The organism is Oceanisphaera sp., assembly GCF_052084945.1.
GTDB lineage: Bacteria > Pseudomonadota > Gammaproteobacteria > Enterobacterales > Aeromonadaceae > Oceanimonas.
Genome location: NZ_JBQDEX010000040.1, coordinates 1 through 20,329, shown reverse-complemented (window position 1 = coordinate 20,329; position 20,329 = coordinate 1). Strand labels below are relative to the sequence as shown.

At 47.5% G+C, this 20,329-nt stretch carries 17 protein-coding genes and 1 pseudogene; 9 read left to right on the top strand and 9 right to left on the bottom strand.

Features of this window, described 5'->3' with window-relative positions:
* The coding region (locus ACTHY5_RS05570) for a chemotaxis protein CheC (RefSeq protein ID WP_441877567.1) at window positions 1–227 on the bottom strand (227 nt) is incomplete at its 3' end.
* Window positions 224–595, bottom strand: a complete 372-nt coding sequence (locus ACTHY5_RS05565; RefSeq protein ID WP_441877564.1) for a response regulator transcription factor — start codon at window positions 593–595, stop codon at window positions 224–226. The genes ACTHY5_RS05570 and ACTHY5_RS05565, both read right to left, overlap by 4 nt.
* Window positions 596–806: 211 nt before the next feature.
* On the opposite strand from ACTHY5_RS05565, the gene ACTHY5_RS05560 reads away from it, so the two are divergent.
* Genes ACTHY5_RS05560 through ACTHY5_RS05550 form a run of 3 tightly spaced genes read left to right on the top strand, consistent with a single transcriptional unit; the run spans window position 807 to window position 4,403 of the window.
* A complete protein-coding gene (locus tag ACTHY5_RS05560; RefSeq protein ID WP_441877561.1) occupies window positions 807–2,162 on the top strand; it encodes a PqiA/YebS family transporter subunit in 1,356 nt (451 codons plus the stop codon).
* The gene (gene pqiB / locus ACTHY5_RS05555; protein ID WP_441877558.1) at window positions 2,155–3,792 is read left to right on the top strand and encodes an intermembrane transport protein PqiB; all 1,638 of its coding nucleotides are present in this window, start codon (window positions 2,155–2,157) and stop codon (window positions 3,790–3,792) included. Before ACTHY5_RS05560 ends, pqiB begins: the two co-directional genes overlap by 8 nt.
* Window positions 3,789–4,403 carry a PqiC family protein gene (locus ACTHY5_RS05550; RefSeq protein ID WP_441877555.1) on the top strand — a complete coding sequence of 205 codons (615 nt, stop codon included), beginning with the start codon at window positions 3,789–3,791 and terminating at the stop codon, window positions 4,401–4,403. Before pqiB ends, ACTHY5_RS05550 begins: the two co-directional genes overlap by 4 nt.
* A 359-nt stretch (window positions 4,404–4,762) precedes the next feature.
* On the opposite strand, the gene ACTHY5_RS05545 is transcribed toward ACTHY5_RS05550, so the two are convergent.
* A complete protein-coding gene (locus ACTHY5_RS05545; protein WP_441877553.1) occupies window positions 4,763–5,368 on the bottom strand; it encodes a hypothetical protein in 606 nt (201 codons plus the stop codon).
* Window positions 5,369–5,513: 145 nt separating this feature from the next.
* Between ACTHY5_RS05545 and mepA the strand changes: the two genes are divergently transcribed.
* The 4 genes from mepA (at window position 5,514) to ACTHY5_RS05525 (ending at window position 10,583) form a co-directional block, all read left to right on the top strand.
* Window positions 5,514–6,296: a penicillin-insensitive murein endopeptidase gene (gene mepA, locus ACTHY5_RS05540; RefSeq protein WP_441877550.1), complete on the top strand. Its 783-nt coding sequence runs from the start codon at window positions 5,514–5,516 to the stop codon at window positions 6,294–6,296.
* Window positions 6,297–6,332: 36 nt separating this feature from the next.
* Window positions 6,333–7,898, top strand: a complete 1,566-nt coding sequence (gene glpK / locus ACTHY5_RS05535; RefSeq protein WP_441877547.1) for a glycerol kinase GlpK — start codon at window positions 6,333–6,335, stop codon at window positions 7,896–7,898.
* Between the two features lie 111 nt (window positions 7,899–8,009).
* A complete protein-coding gene (gene glpD / locus ACTHY5_RS05530; RefSeq protein WP_441877544.1) occupies window positions 8,010–9,539 on the top strand; it encodes a glycerol-3-phosphate dehydrogenase in 1,530 nt (509 codons plus the stop codon).
* Between the two features lie 501 nt (window positions 9,540–10,040).
* The gene (locus tag ACTHY5_RS05525; protein WP_441877541.1) at window positions 10,041–10,583 is read left to right on the top strand and encodes an outer membrane beta-barrel protein; all 543 of its coding nucleotides are present in this window, start codon (window positions 10,041–10,043) and stop codon (window positions 10,581–10,583) included.
* 78 nt (window positions 10,584–10,661) lie between these two features.
* Here the strand turns inward: ACTHY5_RS05525 and ACTHY5_RS05520 are convergent, their stop codons facing one another.
* Genes ACTHY5_RS05520 through ACTHY5_RS05505 form a run of 4 tightly spaced genes read right to left on the bottom strand, consistent with a single transcriptional unit; the run spans window position 10,662 to window position 15,725 of the window.
* Window positions 10,662–12,896, bottom strand: a complete 2,235-nt coding sequence (locus ACTHY5_RS05520) for a heavy metal translocating P-type ATPase (RefSeq protein WP_441877538.1) — start codon at window positions 12,894–12,896, stop codon at window positions 10,662–10,664.
* Window position 12,897: 1 nt separating this feature from the next.
* Entirely contained in the window at window positions 12,898–13,491 is a 594-nt protein-coding gene (locus ACTHY5_RS05515; RefSeq protein WP_441877535.1) for a c-type cytochrome, read from the bottom strand.
* A gap of 3 nt (window positions 13,492–13,494) precedes the next feature.
* A complete protein-coding gene (locus ACTHY5_RS05510) occupies window positions 13,495–14,112 on the bottom strand; it encodes a cbb3-type cytochrome c oxidase subunit II (protein ID WP_441877532.1) in 618 nt (205 codons plus the stop codon).
* Entirely contained in the window at window positions 14,112–15,725 is a 1,614-nt protein-coding gene (locus ACTHY5_RS05505; protein WP_441877529.1) for a cbb3-type cytochrome c oxidase subunit I, read from the bottom strand. The genes ACTHY5_RS05510 and ACTHY5_RS05505 overlap by 1 nt, the downstream gene beginning before the upstream one ends.
* Window positions 15,726–15,942: 217 nt before the next feature.
* Between ACTHY5_RS05505 and ACTHY5_RS05500 the strand changes: the two are divergent.
* Window positions 15,943–16,608: pseudogene (locus ACTHY5_RS05500) on the top strand (ATP-binding protein).
* Window positions 16,609–16,686: 78 nt separating this feature from the next.
* Complete coding sequence (locus ACTHY5_RS05495; RefSeq protein WP_441877526.1) at window positions 16,687–17,598, top strand: DMT family transporter; 912 nt, start codon at window positions 16,687–16,689, stop codon at window positions 17,596–17,598.
* Between the two features lie 17 nt (window positions 17,599–17,615).
* Here the strand turns inward: ACTHY5_RS05495 and ACTHY5_RS05490 are convergent, their stop codons facing one another.
* Both ACTHY5_RS05490 and ACTHY5_RS05485 read right to left on the bottom strand, forming a co-directional pair.
* Entirely contained in the window at window positions 17,616–18,383 is a 768-nt protein-coding gene (locus ACTHY5_RS05490) for a methyltransferase domain-containing protein (RefSeq protein WP_441877523.1), read from the bottom strand.
* A gap of 160 nt (window positions 18,384–18,543) precedes the next feature.
* The coding region (locus tag ACTHY5_RS05485; protein WP_441877520.1) for a methyl-accepting chemotaxis protein at window positions 18,544–20,329 on the bottom strand (1,786 nt) is incomplete at its 5' end.

Below are 20,329 nucleotides of genomic sequence, written 5' to 3'. Positions count from 1 at the left end.
CCCGACATAAAGCCACTAAAATCTTGCATCACGCCCGCTAGCGCGCTGGGCATATAATGGCAAAAGCTGCCACTGGCTTCTGTGGGGTGCAAAAATTGCAAGTCAGGCACCGATAAGAGCACCTCATCTTGTACCATTTTTGAGAGCGCATCAGCAGCTCGACCAATGCCGATGTTCATCAGCTCAACCACTAATTCATGTTCGTCGCCAGACAGCAAGAATTTCATGGAGTCACTCCAAGAAAACGGGCTAAATCATCGGCATTGGTTGGCTTGCCCATAAAGGCCATACCCAACTCTTTAGCACGTTCCACTAATGGTTGTTGAATATTGGCAGTAACAAGTGCCATCCGCATATTGGGGTGACTTTCACGTAATTCAGCAGCCAGCACTAGTCCATCACGCCCTGGCATATTGAAATCAATCAGTGCGATATCAGCATCTTGATTGGCTAACACCTGCTGTGCCTCATCTGCTGAGGCGGCTTGCAAAATATCAAATTCTGCGGTGAGGCCTTTTATTTGACGCATTAAACTAAGACGAGCCACGCGGCTGTCGTCCACCAGTAATAAAGTGATAGCATTCGCCTGAGTCATTGTTTAAGTTCCAAATGAAGTTTAAGTGTTAAGTATAAAGACATTGTTAATTTTTAAAATGGTTTAGTAAAAACTTTGTTTAAAGTGAGCATAGTAACGAGTTATTGCTTAGCTGATGCCCATAATGAGTTTAGACTCGGTTAAAACTATCGTATTATCAAGCTCTCATTGCTATTATTTACTCACAAATGCCTTCATAGTTGAGCTTTCATTGTCTGAAAAACTTTCATCTCAGCACGAATATCGCGTGTCACGCAGACGGATAAGGGGTTGCACTGAATGCGACTTGCTGCTCGCACTGCCCCCATTAAAAGCCGGTGAAAAAGCCGAATGCCCGCGCTGCAAACACATCTTAGTACGGCGACAAACTAACCCTGCAGAGCGTAGTTTAGCCTTAACGATAGCAACCCTGATCACCTTGGCACTCTCGGTCGTCTTTCCATTTTTAAGCTTTAATATTAGCGGTATTGGCAATCGTATTGAGCTTACCGAGACCGCTTCAACCCTTATTAGTTTGCACCAGCCCTTGGTGGCATTGTCGGTATTATTGACGGTGATCATATTGCCCACAGTATACTTGCTGAGTCTGTTGTGGCTATGTATTGGCATTGTACGAGGCCAACATTTACCCTACAGCCAACTGATAGCTCGCACCTTAGGCTACGTAACGCCTTGGATGATGGCCGATGTGTTTGTGATTGGTACCTTGGTTAGCTTAATTAAAATTATTGGTATGGCTGATATTGAGTTGGGCTTGTCATTTTGGACCTTTTGTAGCTACGCCGTCTTGCTGTTACTCACAACCCAATCCGTAGATCGCGACTGGCTGTGGCTTGCTCTTAACTCAGAACCTAAAGCCCCTCGCAATGTGCAACTGGGGCGGTCTGCTTCACAGCAAGGCTTGGCGGGGTGTCATACCTGTGGTTTAGTAAATCGTTTATCTGAGGCACGCTGCCAAAACAGCCGTAAACATTCTTATCGCTGTTTACGCTGTAACGATCCCCTGCACCCTTTTCATAAAGTGAACAATCAAACCACGCTGGCATTGCTGGCCGGCGCTGTCATTATGTACTTTCCGGCCAATCTCTACCCTATAATGGTAACGACCTCATTGGGTGACAGTCAGGCTTCCACCATTTTTAAAGGGGTATTACTGTTTTTTAAAAGTGGTGACTGGCCCATTGCCATCATTATTTTAACTGCCAGTATTATTGTACCAGTAGGTAAAATGTTAGCTTTATTGTGGCTGTGCTATGTCGTCAAACAGCCGGCATCAACGTTAAGCCCGCTGACACGGGTACGCTTATATCGCATTACCGAGTTTATTGGCCGCTGGTCAATGGTAGATGTGTTTGTGGTGGCAATTTTAGTCGCCCTTATTCGCAATGGCTCAATTATGTCGGTTGAACCCGGCGCCGGTGCCTTATCATTTACTGTCGTTGTGGTATTAACTATGCTAGCGGCCATTATGTTTGATCCGCGCGCTATTTGGTCATCAGCAAATGCTACGGCATCAAGCTCCCCTTCTCTTACTGCCCCATTACCCAAGGAAGACTCCCATGTCTGAAGCCCAACACGCCACCCGCCGGACGCAACGCTCTTTATCTCCGGTGTGGATAGTTCCGCTGGTTGCCGTGCTCATTGGCGCTTGGATGATCTATGACAATATTAGTCGTCTAGGGCCCTCTGTGACCCTTATTATGGAAAATGCAGAGGGCATAGAAGCCGGCAAAACCCTTATTAAAACTCGCAATGTAGAAGTGGGTAAAGTTGAAAAAGTCAGCTTATCCGATGACAGAAGTCATGCCGAAATAGTCGCACGCATGAGCCCACAGGCGGCCAATATGCTTAACCAAGACACGCAATTCTGGGTGGTAAAACCACGTATTGGTCGTGAAGGTGTTAGCGGCTTAGGCACGGTATTGTCGGGGGCTTACATTCAGCTACAACCTGGTAATAGTGAGACAACTCAAGAACAATTTGACGTGCTTGAACAACCCCCCGTTGCGCCCGCAGACGCTCCTGGCCTGCGCATTACTTTAATCAGTGATGTGGGTAATGCCATTACCACAGGCGACCCTATTACTTATCAAGGCTATACGGTTGGTCGAGTAGAAAGCAGCGACTTTGACCCAGAACAACGTAAAATGCGCCACCGCCTCTACATTCAATCGCCCTTTGAAGTACTCGTCAGCACCACATCGCGCTTTTGGACGGTATCTGGATTAGATATTCGCCTCGACTCGGAAGGCTTTCGGGTTAATGTCGCATCATTGGAATCTTTAGTCGGTGGCGGCATTACCTTTGGTATCCCTAATAATGCCGGTCAGGGGAGCCAAGCGAAAGAAAACAGCAACTATGTGCTGTTTAGTGATGAAGCCAGTGCCAAAGAAGGCCGTTATAATGATTATTTAGAATATGTGTTGCTTGTAGACGACACAGTGCGCGGCTTAAGTGCCAATGCACCAGTTGAATATCGCGGGGTACGTATTGGCACTGTAATGAGTGTGCCATGGAACTTCAGTGCCCAGCAGCCTGACTCTTTAAGCCGTTTTGCTATTCCGGTATTGATCCGCATCGAACCACAGCGTTTTGACGAAGCTAACGACGAGGTTGATTTGGAACAATGGCAAACTCGGTTACACACTATGTTTGATCACGGCTTACGTGCTTCACTTAAAGCAGGTAACTTGCTTACCGGCGCTATGTTTGTGGATTTAAACTTTCATAAAGACACCGCTGTTCATCAAGACATGACCTTTGCCAATAAACCGGTGTTTCCCACCACATCAGGTAGCTTTGCCCAAATCGAGCAAAAGGTATCTAACCTACTTGATAAGTTAAACGGTCTAAAAATTGAGCCGGTATTAGATACCCTGAACAGCACGCTGGCCAGTACTGAACACACTATGCGTAAGGTCAATGACATTGCCGCCTCAGTTGACGCGCTAATGGCCGATCCGGCGACCGGACAATTACCAGCCAACGTTAACAACACCATGCGCCAACTGCGCGACACTCTACAAGGCTTTGCACCTGACTCGCAGGGCTATAACGAGCTCACTCAAACTCTCTCGCGTTTAGAAAAGCTCATGCGTGATATACAACCTGTGGTGCGTACCTTAAGCGACCAACCTAACGCGCTTATTTTTGATAAAAAATTAACCGAAGATCCACAACCAAGGGCTAAAAAATGATCACTCGTCTATGGTACCCAACTCAGCTGTTCAGCCAATCGACCTGTGCCTTATTAGCTGGCGTGGCGCTAGTTGGACTGAGCGGCTGTTCAAGTTCAGCGGTCACTCCCACCACCTATATGCTACCAAGCTCAGCGCCTACTCAGCATTATCAACAGCAGGTCGCCATTACTGTATCGCCAGTGCGCATTAGTGGTCACCTAGACACTGACGGCATTGTGATGCAGCTAAATGACATTGAGGTATATCAAGCACGCCAGCACCTATGGGCCGAAGGTATTAACCAGCAATTACAGCAGCAGCTACAACAACGCCTAGCCCTCAACTTGCCGCAATCGCAAGTCGTTAGCAAAGGCCAACCCTTGCAGGCTGAGTTGCCAGTACGGGATGTGCGCGTACAAGTGACTCGATTTCAAGGCCTAACAGTAGGCGATGCGCTATTAACCGGCCAGTGGCAATTATTAAATGGCAGCGGCCAGTTATTAAACCAGCAAACTTTTAATATCATCACGCCATTGGATAAAGACGGCTATCCCGCCCTAGTACGCGCTCTAGGGCAAGGCTGGGAACAGCTTGCTGATGATATCGCTTTACACATAGCGCAAGAATAATAGCGCTGCTGATCACTTTTTGAAAAAGTGAACTCCTTACATACTGCCAGCACATACGCTGGCAGTGTTGTTATACCAATCACACTAAACATTAGCTCTATTCGATACAGTATAAAGAGGAAAGTGCTCCATACCATATCGGCACTCACGCCATTCATGGCTCGAATGTCATGTATTGAAACCAGAGGAGGCGAGTCTGTCTCGCCGTGATGAATCATATTAACCTAACGAACATCCAGTGAATGTTCGCAGTAGGCTAATACGATGAATGTCATTAACCCGTAGCGTGTCGGTGGAGTGGCCCCTTTGTTCGGCATTGACTGAAAACAAAACTGACCACTTACTTAGTGCGATTGGTATTAGTCCCATTCGTCATCATCATCTTCTTCAAGGATCTCGGGTTCTAAAACAATGGGAGCCAGTACTGAGACAGCGGCTAATAGTTGCCGACGGTTTTGCCAGTTACCAACAAAGCCAAAGCGATAGCGTTCGGCATCTAATTTAAAACGCGCTTCTACTGTCGCATCCAAAGTATCTTGTACTCGCGTTAACTCTGCTTCGTTTAATAGTAAATCTAAGCTAAACGCAATAATAGCACCATCATGGCCGGGTAATTTTTCATTATTCACCGCACACACGCGCGCTCTAGGAATAGCAATGGCCTCATCACTTAGCCCATTCACTAAATAGATAAACTGCTCATCAAAGGCTAAATTAATCAAGCGTTGCCGATTCCAACTCACAGGCAACAGGCTCATCACTAACACAGCCCCGCCAAATAGCACCCCAATCCAATGGATCAGCCCAAAACCATTTTGCCCATCCCATACTGTCCACGTAACAACGCCTAAGCTGGCCAATAACGCCAGTCCATGAGTCATATAAAAACGAAAAGCCGGTGGGCTTAATACAAAATCTAGCGGCTGTGTCAGCAGCGCTGTTAACGACATGCGTTGCAGTGTCATGAGAGTTCCAATCAACCAAAAGTGCCTCAGATTAACAAATTAACAGCACTTTATAAATAAGAGTGCTAAGGCGATGCTAACATGCAAACATAGCCTATTAAGAAGGTATACTTTCAATAACAGGGTCAGCAAGGAGTGCCAGTTAATGAAGCAATGGATGAGCCTATTAGGCTTAATAATATGGTTTGGCTTAATGCCTAACATAGTGGCGGCACAGGCCGTGGGTGGCTATGCTGCTGGCTGCCAATTTGAAGCTCAAGCCCTGCCCCAGCAAGGGCCCGGGTTTTACGTGCTTCGCGCCAGCCGTGAGCGCTTTTATGGCCAAGCTTCACTCATTGAGTATTTGCAACACTTAGGCAACCAGCTTGATCAGGCACAATTTCCGTCCATGTTGGTTGCCGATATCGCAAAACAGCGCGGCGGACCTTTTGCGTATGGGCACCGTAGCCACCAATCGGGCCTAGATGCCGATATTTGGCTGCGTACCCCACCGCACACTATTGATCGCCACCAACTAGAAACCCTGTCAGCAATAGATATGGTGGATCACGCCCGCTATACACTGAGCCCGCACTTTAAAGATCAGCAGCGTTTGTTGATTGCCTTAGCCGCGCAAAACCCTAAAGTGAGTCGAATTTTTGTTCACCCATTAATTAAACAAGCCATGTGCAAGGCTTATGGTGACGCTCCTTGGCTCAGTCGTTTACGCCCTTGGTTTGGTCACTCTAAGCATTTTCATGTCAGGCTACACTGCCCTAAAGACGATATTGATTGTGAACCTCAAGCCCCAGTGGCACTGGGTACCGGGTGTGGTAGCGAGCTGGCCAGTTGGATTAACGACAAAGGCGGTACTCTTAGTAGCACCGGCAAACGCAAGCCCTATCGCCCCACTTTGCCTAAGCAATGCCAAGCTTGGGTTAAGCAATAACTCGGTACTTATTGGCTGATAAATAAGGAGCCCTCTATGTCATCATCTCCTCAGTATGTGATCGCCCTCGATCAAGGCACCACCTCATCGCGGACCATTATTTTTGATGAGCAAGCGCAAATATACGGCAGTGCCCAACGTGAGTTTACCCAGATTTACCCCAAGCCTGGCTGGGTAGAACACGACGCCATGGAGATTTGGGCCAGCCAAAGGGCCACCTTAAGCGAAGTGTTAGCAAAAACAGGCCTCTCGCCTACTGATATCGCGGCTATCGGCATTACCAATCAACGAGAAACCACCGTCATTTGGAATAAGCACACGGGTCGCCCTATTTATAACGCCATTGTTTGGCAATGTCGGCGCACGGCTGATATTTGCGATCAGCTAACAGCCGATGGGCTAAGTGACTACGTACAAGAGCAAACCGGCTTAGTCATTGATGCTTATTTTTCGGCAACCAAAATAAAATGGCTATTAGATAATGTAGAGGGCGCGCGCGAACAAGCCGAACGGGGTGATTTATTATTTGGCACCATAGACACTTGGCTAATGTGGAAGCTAACCGAGGGGCGGGTACATGCCACTGATTACACCAATGCCTCTCGTACTATGTTGTTTAATATCAACACCCTAACATGGGACACAACACTGCTAGCTGCACTCAATATCCCCCGCTCAATGTTGCCAGAGGTTAAAGCCTCAGGTGATTTATACGGCCATGCCTATTTAGGCGGCAGCGTGGTTGAAAGTGCAGAACCTAACACTAATGAAATGAGTCGTAGTGGAGGGAAAGTGGCCATTGCTGGGGTGGCCGGCGATCAACAAGCCGCCCTGTTTGGCCAATTATGCGTGCATAAAGGCATGGCAAAAAACACCTATGGTACCGGCTGTTTTTTATTAATGAATACCGGTAAGCAAAAAGTACGCTCTCAGTTTGGCCTACTCACCACTTTGGCTATTGGTGCACAGGGCGAAGTAAACTACGCCCTCGAGGGCTCGGTATTTATGGGCGGTGCCATTATTCAATGGTTGCGAGATGAACTGGGCTTAATACGCTCTGCAGAAGATACCGAGTATTTTGCCAGCAAAGTCAGCCACACTAACGGCGTATATCTAGTGCCGGCCTTTGTTGGCTTAGGTGCGCCTTACTGGGATCCTTATGCTCGGGGTACCCTAATGGGCTTAAGTCGAGGAGCCAATCGCAATCACATTATTCGCGCCGCTTTAGAAGCCATAGCCTATCAAAGTCACGATGTGTTACACGCCATGCAACAAGATGCGAAGATGACGCTGTCGACATTAAAGGTAGACGGCGGTGCTGTGGCCAACGATATATTAATGCAGTTTCAAGCAGACATCAGTGATATAAAAGTGCTCCGCCCCAAACGACTCGAAACCACGGCATTAGGAGCCGCTTTTTTAGCCGGTTTAGCAGTGGGAGTCTGGCAAGATACTGAACAACTTGCACAAACATTAACGCAAGACAAACCATTTACGCCTACCATGTGCCCGTCACAACGCGATATGCTCTATAAAGGCTGGAAAAAAGCCGTGACCCGTTCTCAACACTGGGAGGACATGTCTGAAAACGAGACGCCCTAAGCCGTCAGTTAAAAACAAACACCGTTTTTAACTGACGGGTGTAATGGCTCATCGCTAATACTCATAACAGTAAAATTTAGCCTATTTAAGCTGAAGAGCAGAGGACATATTATGCCCACAGACGTGACGGATGTAGATGTATTGGTAATTGGTGGCGGCGTTAATGGCGTGGGCATCGCCATGGATGCGGCGGGCCGTGGGCTTAAGGTAGCACTATGTGAAATGCACGACTTAGCCTCAGCCACTTCCTCTAATAGCAGCAAGCTTATTCATGGCGGGCTGCGCTATTTAGAACATTATGAATTTGCTTTGGTCAAAAAAGCTCTTGCTGAACGTGAAGTATTATTAGCCAGTGCGCCGCACATTATGTGGCCACTGCGCTTTCGCCTGCCTCATCAACCCAAACTTCGTCCTGCTTGGATGCTGCGCCTGGGCTTATACTTATACGATCATCTCGCTAAGCGCAGCCAATTGCCCTCGTCACACAGCCTACGTTTTGGCGTCAACAGTCCATTAAAAGACAGCTTTACCAAAGGGTTTGAGTATTCTGATGGCTGGGTCGATGACGCCCGTTTAGTGGTATTGTGTGCCATGGCGGCACAACAGCACGGAGCCGAGATTAAACCTAGAACCACCTGCGTAAGCGCGCAACGAATAGCAGATGCATGGCGCCTTATACTGGAAAATACCGATACTCACGCCCAGCAGCATTATCGGGCTAAGGTGCTAGTGAATGCCGCGGGCCCTTGGGCAAGCTCTGTGTTTGATAAGGTGATTGAACAAGCCGCCCCACAGCAACTGAGGCTAGTGAAAGGCAGCCATATAGTGGTGCCACAATTACACGATCAGCCTCAGGCTTATATTTTGCAACACACAGATAATCGCATTGTATTTGTCATTCCCTACGAACAGCACTTTTCACTGATTGGCACCACAGATGTTGATTATCAGGGGGATCCGGCTCAAGTGGCCATTAGTGCGGCTGAAATAGACTATTTGTGTCAGGTTGCCAATGATCACTTTACCCAACAAGTTAGTGCTAAAGACGTGGTGTGGAGTTATGCCGGAGTACGTCCCCTGATTGCAGCTGAGCAAGCAGCAGGCCAACAAGCCCAAACCGCGTCACGAGATTACCGCTTTACTTTAGAGGCTCAAGCCGGCGCGCCTTTATTGTCGGTATTTGGCGGTAAACTCACCACCTATCGCTTACTGGCTGAGGCTGCTGTGAATACCATTAGCCCGTATTTTGCCCACACTAGCGCGCCTTGGACTAAGCACGCGACCCTACCCGGCGGCGACTTTAGCTCACAACCGGCATTAATGGCCCAGTTGCGCCAGCAACACCCTTGGTTAGATCTGGCTATCTTACAGCGTTGGGTACGCAGCTATGGCCGCTTATGTCAGCAGTTTTTGCCGAACACCCAAGACTCAAACCACGCGCAATCTGGCCTAGAAGTACTAGGGGAACATTTTGGTGGCGGCTTATATCAAGCAGAAGTAGATTATTTAATGCGCCAAGAATGGGCCTATAACGCCGAGGATATTTTGTGGCGGCGTACTAAACTTGGCCTGCGCTTAAATACTGACCAGGTCGCTCGCCTGCAACACTATATGCAGGCGCAGCTAAACTCAGCAGTTTAACTGCTCACTTTGTAATACCAACGTAATACCAACTTAGTGGTATTTGGGCTCCTTAAAAAAGAGCACGTCATTTTACGTCGTGCCTAAATCAACTACCCCTAAGCATTATCGTCTCTATATGAGTCTTTTTTTCACCTCAACTGACGCTTAACGACAGTTTTTTATCTACATTACGCTCTCCGCTCTATGCACTGCACCCCTAGTAGTGTCTGGATTTGCGCTTATTTCACTGTATTACGGCAGGGGATTATTAAGCTCTGCTTTTAGAAAATACAGGGCAGATCACACCCCTAAAACACACTTGGCCTTTTTTATCATTGATGCTGCCATGAGTTTGACATTATGCCACCTCATCACTAAACATAGGGTGTGAATTGAATGGAGCTCAGCACAGTGTGTATGGTCAATCACAACTTAAGGAACTAAGTATTGTGATTTTTCAATCTGCTATACAGCTTATTTTTACGATAAAAACCAAAACATTTATGTGAGGGATTTTTCATGAAAGCATTCAAAAAAGTATCACTAGCAGTATGTGCAAGCACCTTATTACTTCCCGCTTTGGCTCAAGCTCAAACCACTCAGGGTTTTGGCCCGCAAGCCGGCGACCGTGAGTTTTCCATTAGTGGTGCAGGTACCAGCGATAAAGAATTCGATAACGGTGCCATGGGGCTATCTGGTGAAATGGGCTGGTATTTAACCGACCAAGCCGTGGCCGGTGTTCGTCAAGGTGTCGCTTGGGGTTCAGTTGATAATGGCAGTGACGACTGGGCAGGTACCACCAAGGGTTATATTGACTATCAGTTTGGTCAAAATCAGTTTCGCCCTTTTGTCGGTGCCAACTTAGGTGTCAAATACTATAACCATGCAAAAAATACCGGTACCGCAGGCCTAGAGTTAGGTGCTAAGTACTACGTGTTGCCTTCAACCTTCGTACAAGCCCGTGCAGAATATAGCTTCTTGTTTGATAGCGGAAGCAGTGCTAAAGACAACTCATCTAACGGTAGCTGGGACTACACAGTAGGTATGGGTTATAACTTCTAATAGTAACTACACCTTACTAGTATAGAAAGCTGCAATAAGCACAGCAAACGGCCAGCCCTTGGGTTGGCCGTTTGCTGTTCAGTTACTTGCGGGGTTCAGTTTGGTGCTCACAGCCCTAACGCTATTAAATAATACGCATAAGCTACTTAACGACATAGCCACTGCTGCAATAACTGGGTGTATCCAGCCCCACACTGCTAAGGGGATCACCAGCGCATTATATGCCAATGCCCAAAATAGATTTTGATACATTAACGTGCGTGCCCTATGCGCAATCTGCAGTGTAGCGGGCACTCGGATCATGCTGTTAGGTAAATAAACCGCCGCCGCCATGTCAGTTGCAGATGACGCTTGCCCCACTGCTATGCCTAATCGTGCCCCTGCCAATGCAAGGCCATCATTTAGCCCATCACCTACAAACGCCACTCGCGATTTCTTTTCTAGCACCTCAATAAACCGATGCTTTTGCTCAGGCGAGCGCTCAAACAAGACATTATTTTTATCTATGCCTACCCGCTGTGCTAGCTCATAACACGCCTGTTGAGTGTCACCACTTAATAGATACACAGCTCGCCCTTGCTGGCGCAACACTTGAATGGTGTCTGCGGCCCCCTCTGCTACGGTTTCTTGAAAGTAAATACTGCCTTGATACTGCCCCTTGCTTGCCAAGTGCAACTGCATGCCTGTTTGCGCCATGCTGGGTAGCACAATACCTTGCTCAGCTAACCAGCTAGCGCGCCCGGCTAAGGCCACGCCTTGTTGACTGTGCCAACGGGTGCCTTTACCGGCAATGCTTTCTCGAATACCAGGCAAATCTGAGACAAACTTATCCCTCAGCATAGCTTTTAATCCTTTTGCCGTGGGGTGCACAGCGTCATGCAGTATATGGGTTGCTAACTGCAACAACTGTTCTTCGCTCACACCCGCTATTGGCTGCACACTTTGTACACTGGGTGCTGGCGTAGTGAGGGTGCCGGTTTTATCAAATACCACCACGTTAATATTGGCCGCCAACTCTAATGCCGCAGGATCACGCAACACTATGCCTTGTTGCAACATGCCACTATGCCCCATGGTAATAACCAACGGGATAGCTAAACTCAAAGCACAAGGGCAACTGACAATAAGTACCGCCACCCCACGGGCAATGGCATCAGACGTTGGCATGCCTTGCCATAACGCAAGCAGTATCGCCAACACAGCAGCGATGATGATAATGGGGATCAGGGTACGTGCAATACGATCCGTTAGCTGCTGCAAGGCCGTTTTTCGACTTAACACTCCACTTATAGAGTGTGATAAACGGTCAATGCGCCGCTCTCCTACCGATGCGGTTACAATCAACTCTATTTCACCTTCTAACACTGTGCAGCCGGCTAACAACTCATCGCCAACGACGATAGTTTGTGGCGCATGCTCCCCAGTTAGCAGTGATAAGTCGGCCTGCCCGCTGCCGGCTTTGACTACGCCGTCTAACGCCAACTCTTGCCCAGTATATAGCACTATAATTTGCCCAGGCTTTACGCCATCGGCGACTTGTTCAACAAACTCGCCAGCATCATCTTTTACCATTACTGTAGTGGGCATTGCCTGAAAATACCGGTGTACTACCTCAGAGGCACGCCTGCGTACGCTGCTATCTAATAATCGCGCAATTAACTGAAAGGTAATTAACATAACGGCGGCATCAAAATACACATGATGTGACCCGGCGTTGAGTTGCCAGAGTGAAATGCCACAAGCGGCTATTACCGCTAAGGTAATTAAACTATCAAGCCCGGGCGTGGCCGCCAGTAAAGTCCGCCAACCCACCCGATAAAAATGGCTACCTGAATACAAAATAACAGGAATAGCAAAAAGGCCACTGGCAACCGCCAGTGGCCATTGATATTCGGGCTCTACCGCGCCAAAAGGGGCAAGATACAGCAAAATAGCGGGCATCATACTCCACATGCCAAACACCACAGCTACGGCTAAGCGCAGTTGTAACTGCAAGCGCATTTTGTGCGCGTGCTGAGCACTGCGTTCAGGAGTGATAGAGGTGTGTAATTCATAACCTAAGCGTGCCACAGCAGCTTTTAATAAGGTTAGATCGGGTTTATCTTGTTGCCAATGGATCATGGCGATATCGGCGGAAAAGTTCACCGCCGCATCGCTGACATTGGGTTGTTTTTTTAATACCGCCTCTATGGCAATAGCACAGCTGCCACACCGCATGCCTTGCACCATAAAAATGGCGCTGTTATCAGGCGTACCCGCTTCCTCCTCGGTACGCTCATCAATGGCATCTAGCGATGTGGCGCTGGATTGCATATTATGGCGCTCCAAATTCTGCAGTTAACTCCTCAGCCGTCCAAGGTCCGCGTTGACCATACTTGTCTTCATGGGCATCAACCACATCAAGATCAACGGCACTGGCATCATTGCCCCACTCACTTCTTACATGAGTAAGTACCGCTGCAATCTCTGCATTAGACAAGTTACCGCCAAAGGGAGGCATCACGCCGGCATAGGTTCCGCCGTGCACTTCAATGGGGCCCTGTAAGCCATCATGCACAATAGATACAGCAATGTTGGGATCGGCTAATAACCACTCACTGTCGGCCAAGGGCGGAAAAGCGCCCGCAATTCCCTGTCCGGTCGCTTGGTGACAAGCACTACACTGCGCATTATAAATAGCGCCACCGTCAATGGCATTGTCACCGCCTTCGGTACTGGCTACCACTTGCTCAGGCACGCTGCGGCTGTCGCCGCCCAACATGGGTTTGCCTATTTGCCAAATATAATAGCCAACCCCCCATATTAAGAGCAGTACAATCCAAGCAATAACCAGCTTAGGTACTCCGCGAGATCCTTCTTCTGGCTCTGGAGCTTCGCGTCGTTGCGCTCGATGTTCATTTTGACTCATCATTTACTCCTTATCTGTGTCAGAGGTGGACTCTGCTTTGGGTAGCGTAGGTGCAGGATAGGTATGATCCAGTGCCAATAAATACGCCACTAAGGCTTTGGCTTCATCGGTGGCCACCACTTGCCCAGACTCAGGCCCATAAGGTGGAGGAATATTCACTACCCTGTCGTTAGCACCGGCTTTATCTACCTGTTTAAACAAGAAGCGATAAGGCGGCATTATGCTGCCTTTCATCACAGCCTGTGGATTATATAAGTGAATTAAATGCCAATCTTCACTGGGCTGACGGGCACCTATATTGAACAAGTCAGGCCCGGTACGCATAGTGCCTAATAAATGCGGCCTGTCATTGGCATAGTCGCCAGGCACCCCAGGGCGCCCCCACCCTCGGTCTCTGTCACCGGGGGCAAAGCTTGGGTCTCTGGGCTGTTGGCTATGGCAATAAACACAGCCATTAGCAATATACGATTGACGACCAATACGTTCTTGCTCGGTATAAGGTTTAAGGCCTTCAGGCACCGCCTCGGTCGACATTTGTATATAAGGCAATACCACCAGCGTTAATGTGGCAAGCAGCAAAATAAATGCAGCACCTACCATAATGGCGAGAGCACGTTTCATTATGAAACCTCCTTGGCACTAACACGGAATAACGTCGGCTCATTTTTAGCTGTGCCGCTGCGCTTCAACATGGCAACAAAGTGCACCGCAAATACAATATGACCCAAGGTCATTAGACTGCCGCCTAAGGTACGACCCTGTAGATAGGGAATCGTCATTTGTACAATTTCAAGAAACGGTGTTTTCGCATCAAGCAAGGCAAGCCCTTGCAACCAACCTGCGGTGGTGAGTGATACAAAATAAATTAAAATACCACTGGCCACTAACCAAAAGTGTAGGCTGATCATCCGACGCCATGGCCATTCCCAGTCGGTTAAGCGCGGCATAATAAAGTACACAGCCCCAAATAAAATAAAGCTTAAAAAGGCATACATACCTAAGTGGGCATGAGCCACTGTGTAATGGGTAAAGTGAGTGATCACGTTAATGCTACGCAAGGCTTCCATTGAGCCTTGTAGCGACGAGGCGGTATACATCAAGGCCCCAATCCAAACAAAGCGCAGCGTGGGTGAGTCTTTCAACATTGAAAAATGCCCCCACATGGTACCGTGGTGGTTAATGGCCACCGTAATCACCGGCACCGACATCATGACACTGTGCACAATAGAAAGCGTGACCAACCAGGTTGGAATGGGTCCACCAATAATATGGTGAATACCCACTTGGCTATAAAACAAAGCCAACGACCAAAAACCAATTAATGACAATTTATAAGAAATAATGGGTCGCCCTAAAATTTTAGGGATCAAGTAATACGCCGTACCAATACCAATGGGCGTGACCCACAAGCCCAGCACATTATGAGCAAACCACCAGTTTACGGTGGCCCCCGTTGCACCGGGGAATAAGTAAGGGGCATTGGCAATAAAAAACAAGAAAGGAAACCAAACTAACGCAGCTAAAAAATACCAGCTAGACACATATAAATGCGGCTCGGTCCGTTTCGCACAGGTAATCAGCAAAGGTATGGCACATAAGGCGCCCGCCACCACAAACAATAAATCGATTTGCCAAGGAAACTCCAACCACTCTTGGCCATCAGACAGCCCAAGGTTAATGGCGCCTAACCCCAACAGCATGCCAATATTCCAGATAACCGCCCCCGTAATGGCATATTTAGTGCCATATAACGGGGTTTTAAATAATCGAGGAATTAAAAATAATATCACCCCAATACCGGCCATCGAGGCCCAGCCATAGGTGACTGCATTAAGATGCATGGGCCGAATACGGCCAAAGGTCCACCAAGCACTGTCAGCTAAAAACTCCGGATAGTGCATTTTAATGGAGGAAAACAGCCCATACATAGAACCAATTAATAACCAAATTACCGCTGAAGTTAGCCAGGTTAATACCGCAGGCTTAGAGGAATGGTCGGCAAGCCAGCGCGCATTGACGGCTTCATCATCAATTTTTTTATCCACCACATACGGGGGCGCCCCCTCAAGGGCGGGATCTTCGCTGTGCCCTTCTTCACCGGGCGAGAAAATAGTACGAGCCGCAGCTTGGCTTTGGCTGAATTGATTGGTTGCAATTGACCAAATCAATAGCAGTAAGCCCACAGTTGACAGCAAAAACGTAATAATAAGCAAAAGTGCTATAGTAGGCGTCATAATGAATCCTATTGTTCATGTGGGATACATATTTTTGAGTATGGTTGCTAACCCCATAAAATCAAGCAAGTTTCTTGGCAAGGGTATCAACGACTTAGGGCTAACCTTGCAATACCCATTGCCAGTCAGCTCCCTTTAATATCCAGCCCTTGCCTAATAAATACTGACAGCCTTAGCCAATTTAACTGGACAGACCAGCCAACAAAAAAGGAAATAAATGAAAAAAAGAATCTTAATGTCATGGAGCAGTGGCAAAGACAGTGCTTGGGCATTACAGCAGTTATTGGCCAATCCAGATTATGAAGTGGTGGGCTTATTTACCACCATCAGTGAAGAGTTTGACAGAGTCGCCATGCACGGGGTGCGCACCACTCTGTTGCGCCAACAAGCCGCCGCCATCGGCTTACCATTAACCATTATTAGCTTGCCGAACCCTTGCACCAATGACATATACCATCAGCGCATGGCATGCTTTATTCAGCAGGCTAAGACGCAAGGGGTTACTGCCATGGCGTTTGGTGATTTGTTATTAGAAGATGTGCGCGAATATCGATAAAAACAGCTAAAAAGTGCCAATATAGCGGCCATCTTCCCTATTTGGGGCACAGACACTCATCAACTTCCTAAACAGATGTTTGCTGCGGGATTACGCACCATTATCACCTGTTTAGATCCTAGCAAAGTGCCCATGGCTTGGGCCGGAAAAGAGCTTACTCCCGAGCTGTTAGCCAACCTGCCAAGCGAAGTCGATCCCTGTGGAGAAAACGGCGAGTTTCATACCTTTGTTTTTGATTGCCCCTTATTTAAGCAGCCCATAGATATTAAAATAGGCGACAATGTCAGTCGCAACGGCCTTATTTTTACTGATCTACTACCAACCTAATACCACTAGGAATGAAGCTTAGCGTGGCCTTGTTTGTCATGATAAGCTTCATTCCTATCTTTTATCATGGTGTAACCGATGGCACATAGCTCCACATTAAAAAATAACCACAAAACAGGATTAGTGGCGCTGGCATGTTTAGTGTTGGGTGGCGCACTTTTAGGTTTATCGACTAACTTAGCGAAGTTAGCCGGTGAGTTGCAATTATCACCCTTAGCTTTTTTGAGCTGGTCTATTGGTGGTGCTGCGATTATATTGCTGATGTTGTCTGGCATACGCGGTAAATGGCCGCCTATTACTCGCCGTACGGTAGAGTATTATGCCGTATCGGCATTGGTAGGGGTGGCAGGTTCAAACTTGATCTTTTTTTCGGCTGTGCCCCACGTAGGCGCAGGCTTTGTGGCGCTCATTATCTCTTTGCCGCCCTTATTAACGTATGGTGGAGCGCTATTACTGGGCATTGAAAATTTTAACCCCGCTAGAGCTTTGGGCATTGTTGCCGCACTTATAGGGGCAGGCGTATTAGCGGCCAATAAACTGGCCGCCCCCAATGCGAATATTTTATGGATTTTATTAGCGTTATTAGGACCAGTATTATTAGCTATTGGCAATTTATATCGCACCTTACGCTGGCCAGTGGGAGTGGCAGCTGATGTGTTAGCGCCAGGTATGCTGGTAGGGGCAACGGTGATGTTATTCAGTGCCAGCCTGTTACCCGGTTTTTCATTAACTGTACCCACACAAACCATACCATTATTATTAATTACCGTTCAGGCTTTAGTATTTGCTGGCCAGTTTTTATTGTTATTTATCCTGCAAAAGCATGGTGGCCCTGTCATGCTCAGTTTACTGGGGGCGGTGGGTGCCGTGGTGGGGGTACCGGTTGCTGTCTACTTACAAGGCGAAGCGCCGCCACAGGGGTTATTGATTGGCGCTTTATTTATTGGTGCCGGCGTCGCTCTTGTTACCTTCGGCAAAGCAAAAAAATAGCACTAGTGCAGCGTTTTTTAGGCGCGCGTTGCATTAGAATATTCTTTGCCATCGCCTGATATTTGTAGCTGATCTTCTTTTAGGCGCCAGTCAAAACTGTGCTCAGTTTCTCCATCAGCCTCTAATAGCGTCAAACTCACGCGTGTGCCACACAAGGTAGCCGCGGTGACTTTAATCGGTATTTTATTCAGCCACACTCGCCCACCCAGTCGTTGAAACTTCTGTGTTAACGCCATTTTAAAGCGATGAGTTGTTCCTAGTTGCCATTCCCATACCCCAGCCACATTAGCAGGCACCACCCACTTAAAAATGTCTGAGCCTGCGGCAAAACACTGATCATCGGGCTGCCATTCCCCCATATCAAAAGAATGAGAGATAATACGTGTGCCCGGTTTAAGCTCGGTAAGCAACTTAGGCCTTAGCAATAAATTAATGCTTTGTAGTAAATACATAGTAACCACTGTGGCATCACGCATATTGACATCAAAAAAGTCGTCATCAATAAACTCAACCAAATGATCCATGCCCATAGCAGTGGCAAATTCTTGTCCTTCTGCTAATCGTTGGGGATCCATATCCACCCCCACGGCACGGGCTTCTCGCCCCATGGCGGCCCCCACCACAATACGCCCATCACCTGAGCCTAAATCGTAGAGCACGTCTTGTGCGCTAACATCAGCTAAATCAAGCATACTTTCTACTATCACCTCATCGGTGGGTACAAAGGGCACATTTAGATCTGAGTTAAACTCAACGCCTTCGCCAATAATAAACTCGTTATACAAGCTCAACTCCTGCAATCAAGGGGAATACCAGCGTCCTAGCTGATGTAGGCTTATATTAACACGCCTACGTCAGCTTAGTTGCTAAGCGCTATTTTTTGCACAAAAAAACACCCTCATACCAAGCATGAGGGTGTTTAATAGGCATCATAGCGTGCCGTTATTACACTTTAAATTGAGTTACTAACGCACGTAAATGTTCGGCACGCTGTTGTAACATCTGAATTGCTTCTAGCTGTTGCTCAGCATTATGGTGAATACTAGCCGCACTATCCGATATTAAATGTGCTGATTGGTTAATATGCTCAGCCACCGCACCTTGCTCTTCTGTTGCCGCCGCTACTTGATGGTTACCAGAGCTAATAGCCTCAAATTTTTGCTTGATGTTTTGGAGTGCCGTAGCTGACTGCGCTGTATTTGTCGCCACCTGTTGACTACTTTCTGTTCCTTGATGAATCGCTTTGGTTGACGCTTCGGCTGTTTGTTGTAACTGCGTAATTTGCTCACGTATTTCTAACGTTGACTCTTGAGTACGCTGCGCCAAGTTACGCACTTCATCTGCCACCACCGCAAAGCCTCGGCCCTGCTCACCAGCGCGCGCGGCTTCAATGGCCGCATTCAGTGCCAACAGGTTGGTTTGTTCAGAAATACCGCTAATGACTTCTACCACAGAGTTAATGTCACCTGCTTGTTCTGCAAAGTTGATAATGGTTTTTTCTATGTCCGTCATCACCACATTGAGCTCTTGCATGGTTTGTGCCGTTAACGCCATATTGTCATTGGTTGAATGGGTATCTTGCACCGCGCTTTCAGTATCTTCTGCTGTCCGGTGCGCAATACCTGATACTTCGGTAACGGTTTGACCCATTTCAGTAATCGCAGTGGCCACCTGATCGGTTTGTCCGCGTTGTACGTCGGTTGAGGTAAAGGTGTCATTGGCTAATTGAGCAAGTTGCTCAATACCACTCTTCATGGCGGTTTCTGTTTCTTTAATTTCAGCGACTAATTCACGAATTTTACCAATAATGGCATTAAAGCCTTTGGCTAAATGACCCAGTTCGTTGTCATGGCTGTCATCTAAACGTGTAGTTAAATCCCCGCCATTGCCCGACATGCTCAGTAAATCGTCACCCACTTTGCGAATAGACTTACTGAGTGAGTTAGCAAATAACACTGTTAGCGCAATAAAACCGGCCGTTAATGCCACACTTACCCAAACAGACGATGAAATTACCGAGTTAATCGCCCCGCTAATTTCAGCAGAAGGGAGTACTGCCACTAATTTTAAGCCAGTGTCACGCACATCTTGTACCGCAAGATACACATCCTCGCCTTCTAGCTCAGTTCTTTCAAACGAAAAACCCGATTGCTGCTGATTTAATAGCTGATTAACCGGCGCATATTTTTCAATACTGTCTACATTTTGACGTGTCAATGAGAGCTCAGGATGAACCGCCACCATGCCATGCTGGTCAACCAAAAACATAAAGCCGTTTTCACCCAGCTTATAATTTGCAATTAAGTCCACCACAGCAGACACATCATACCCAAGGCCTGCCGCACCCACGCGTTTACCATTTATTTCGACTAGAGTATTCACAAACAGCGTCAACTTACCGCTACGCTCATCGGGCTCAATGGATAGCGCTTGCTTAGCTGAGCTATTAATAAAGTTGTAATACCAATTATCAAGATCATCTGTGGGCGATATAGTTTTAAACGCACCGGCATCGGTATAGTAAGTGTTGGACAAACCTGACACCCAAAACAAGGTGGAGGCGCCGGTATTGTCACGTTGGTTTTTAAAGTAGCTTAATACCTGATTATGCTGGCTACTGGCCGTCTCTCCTTTGTTCATCCAGTCATGAAGCATGCTATTTTTTGACATATCATCAGACAAAGTAATAGCCGGCATCAACTCCGCTCTTACTTGCTCGGCTGTCAAACCC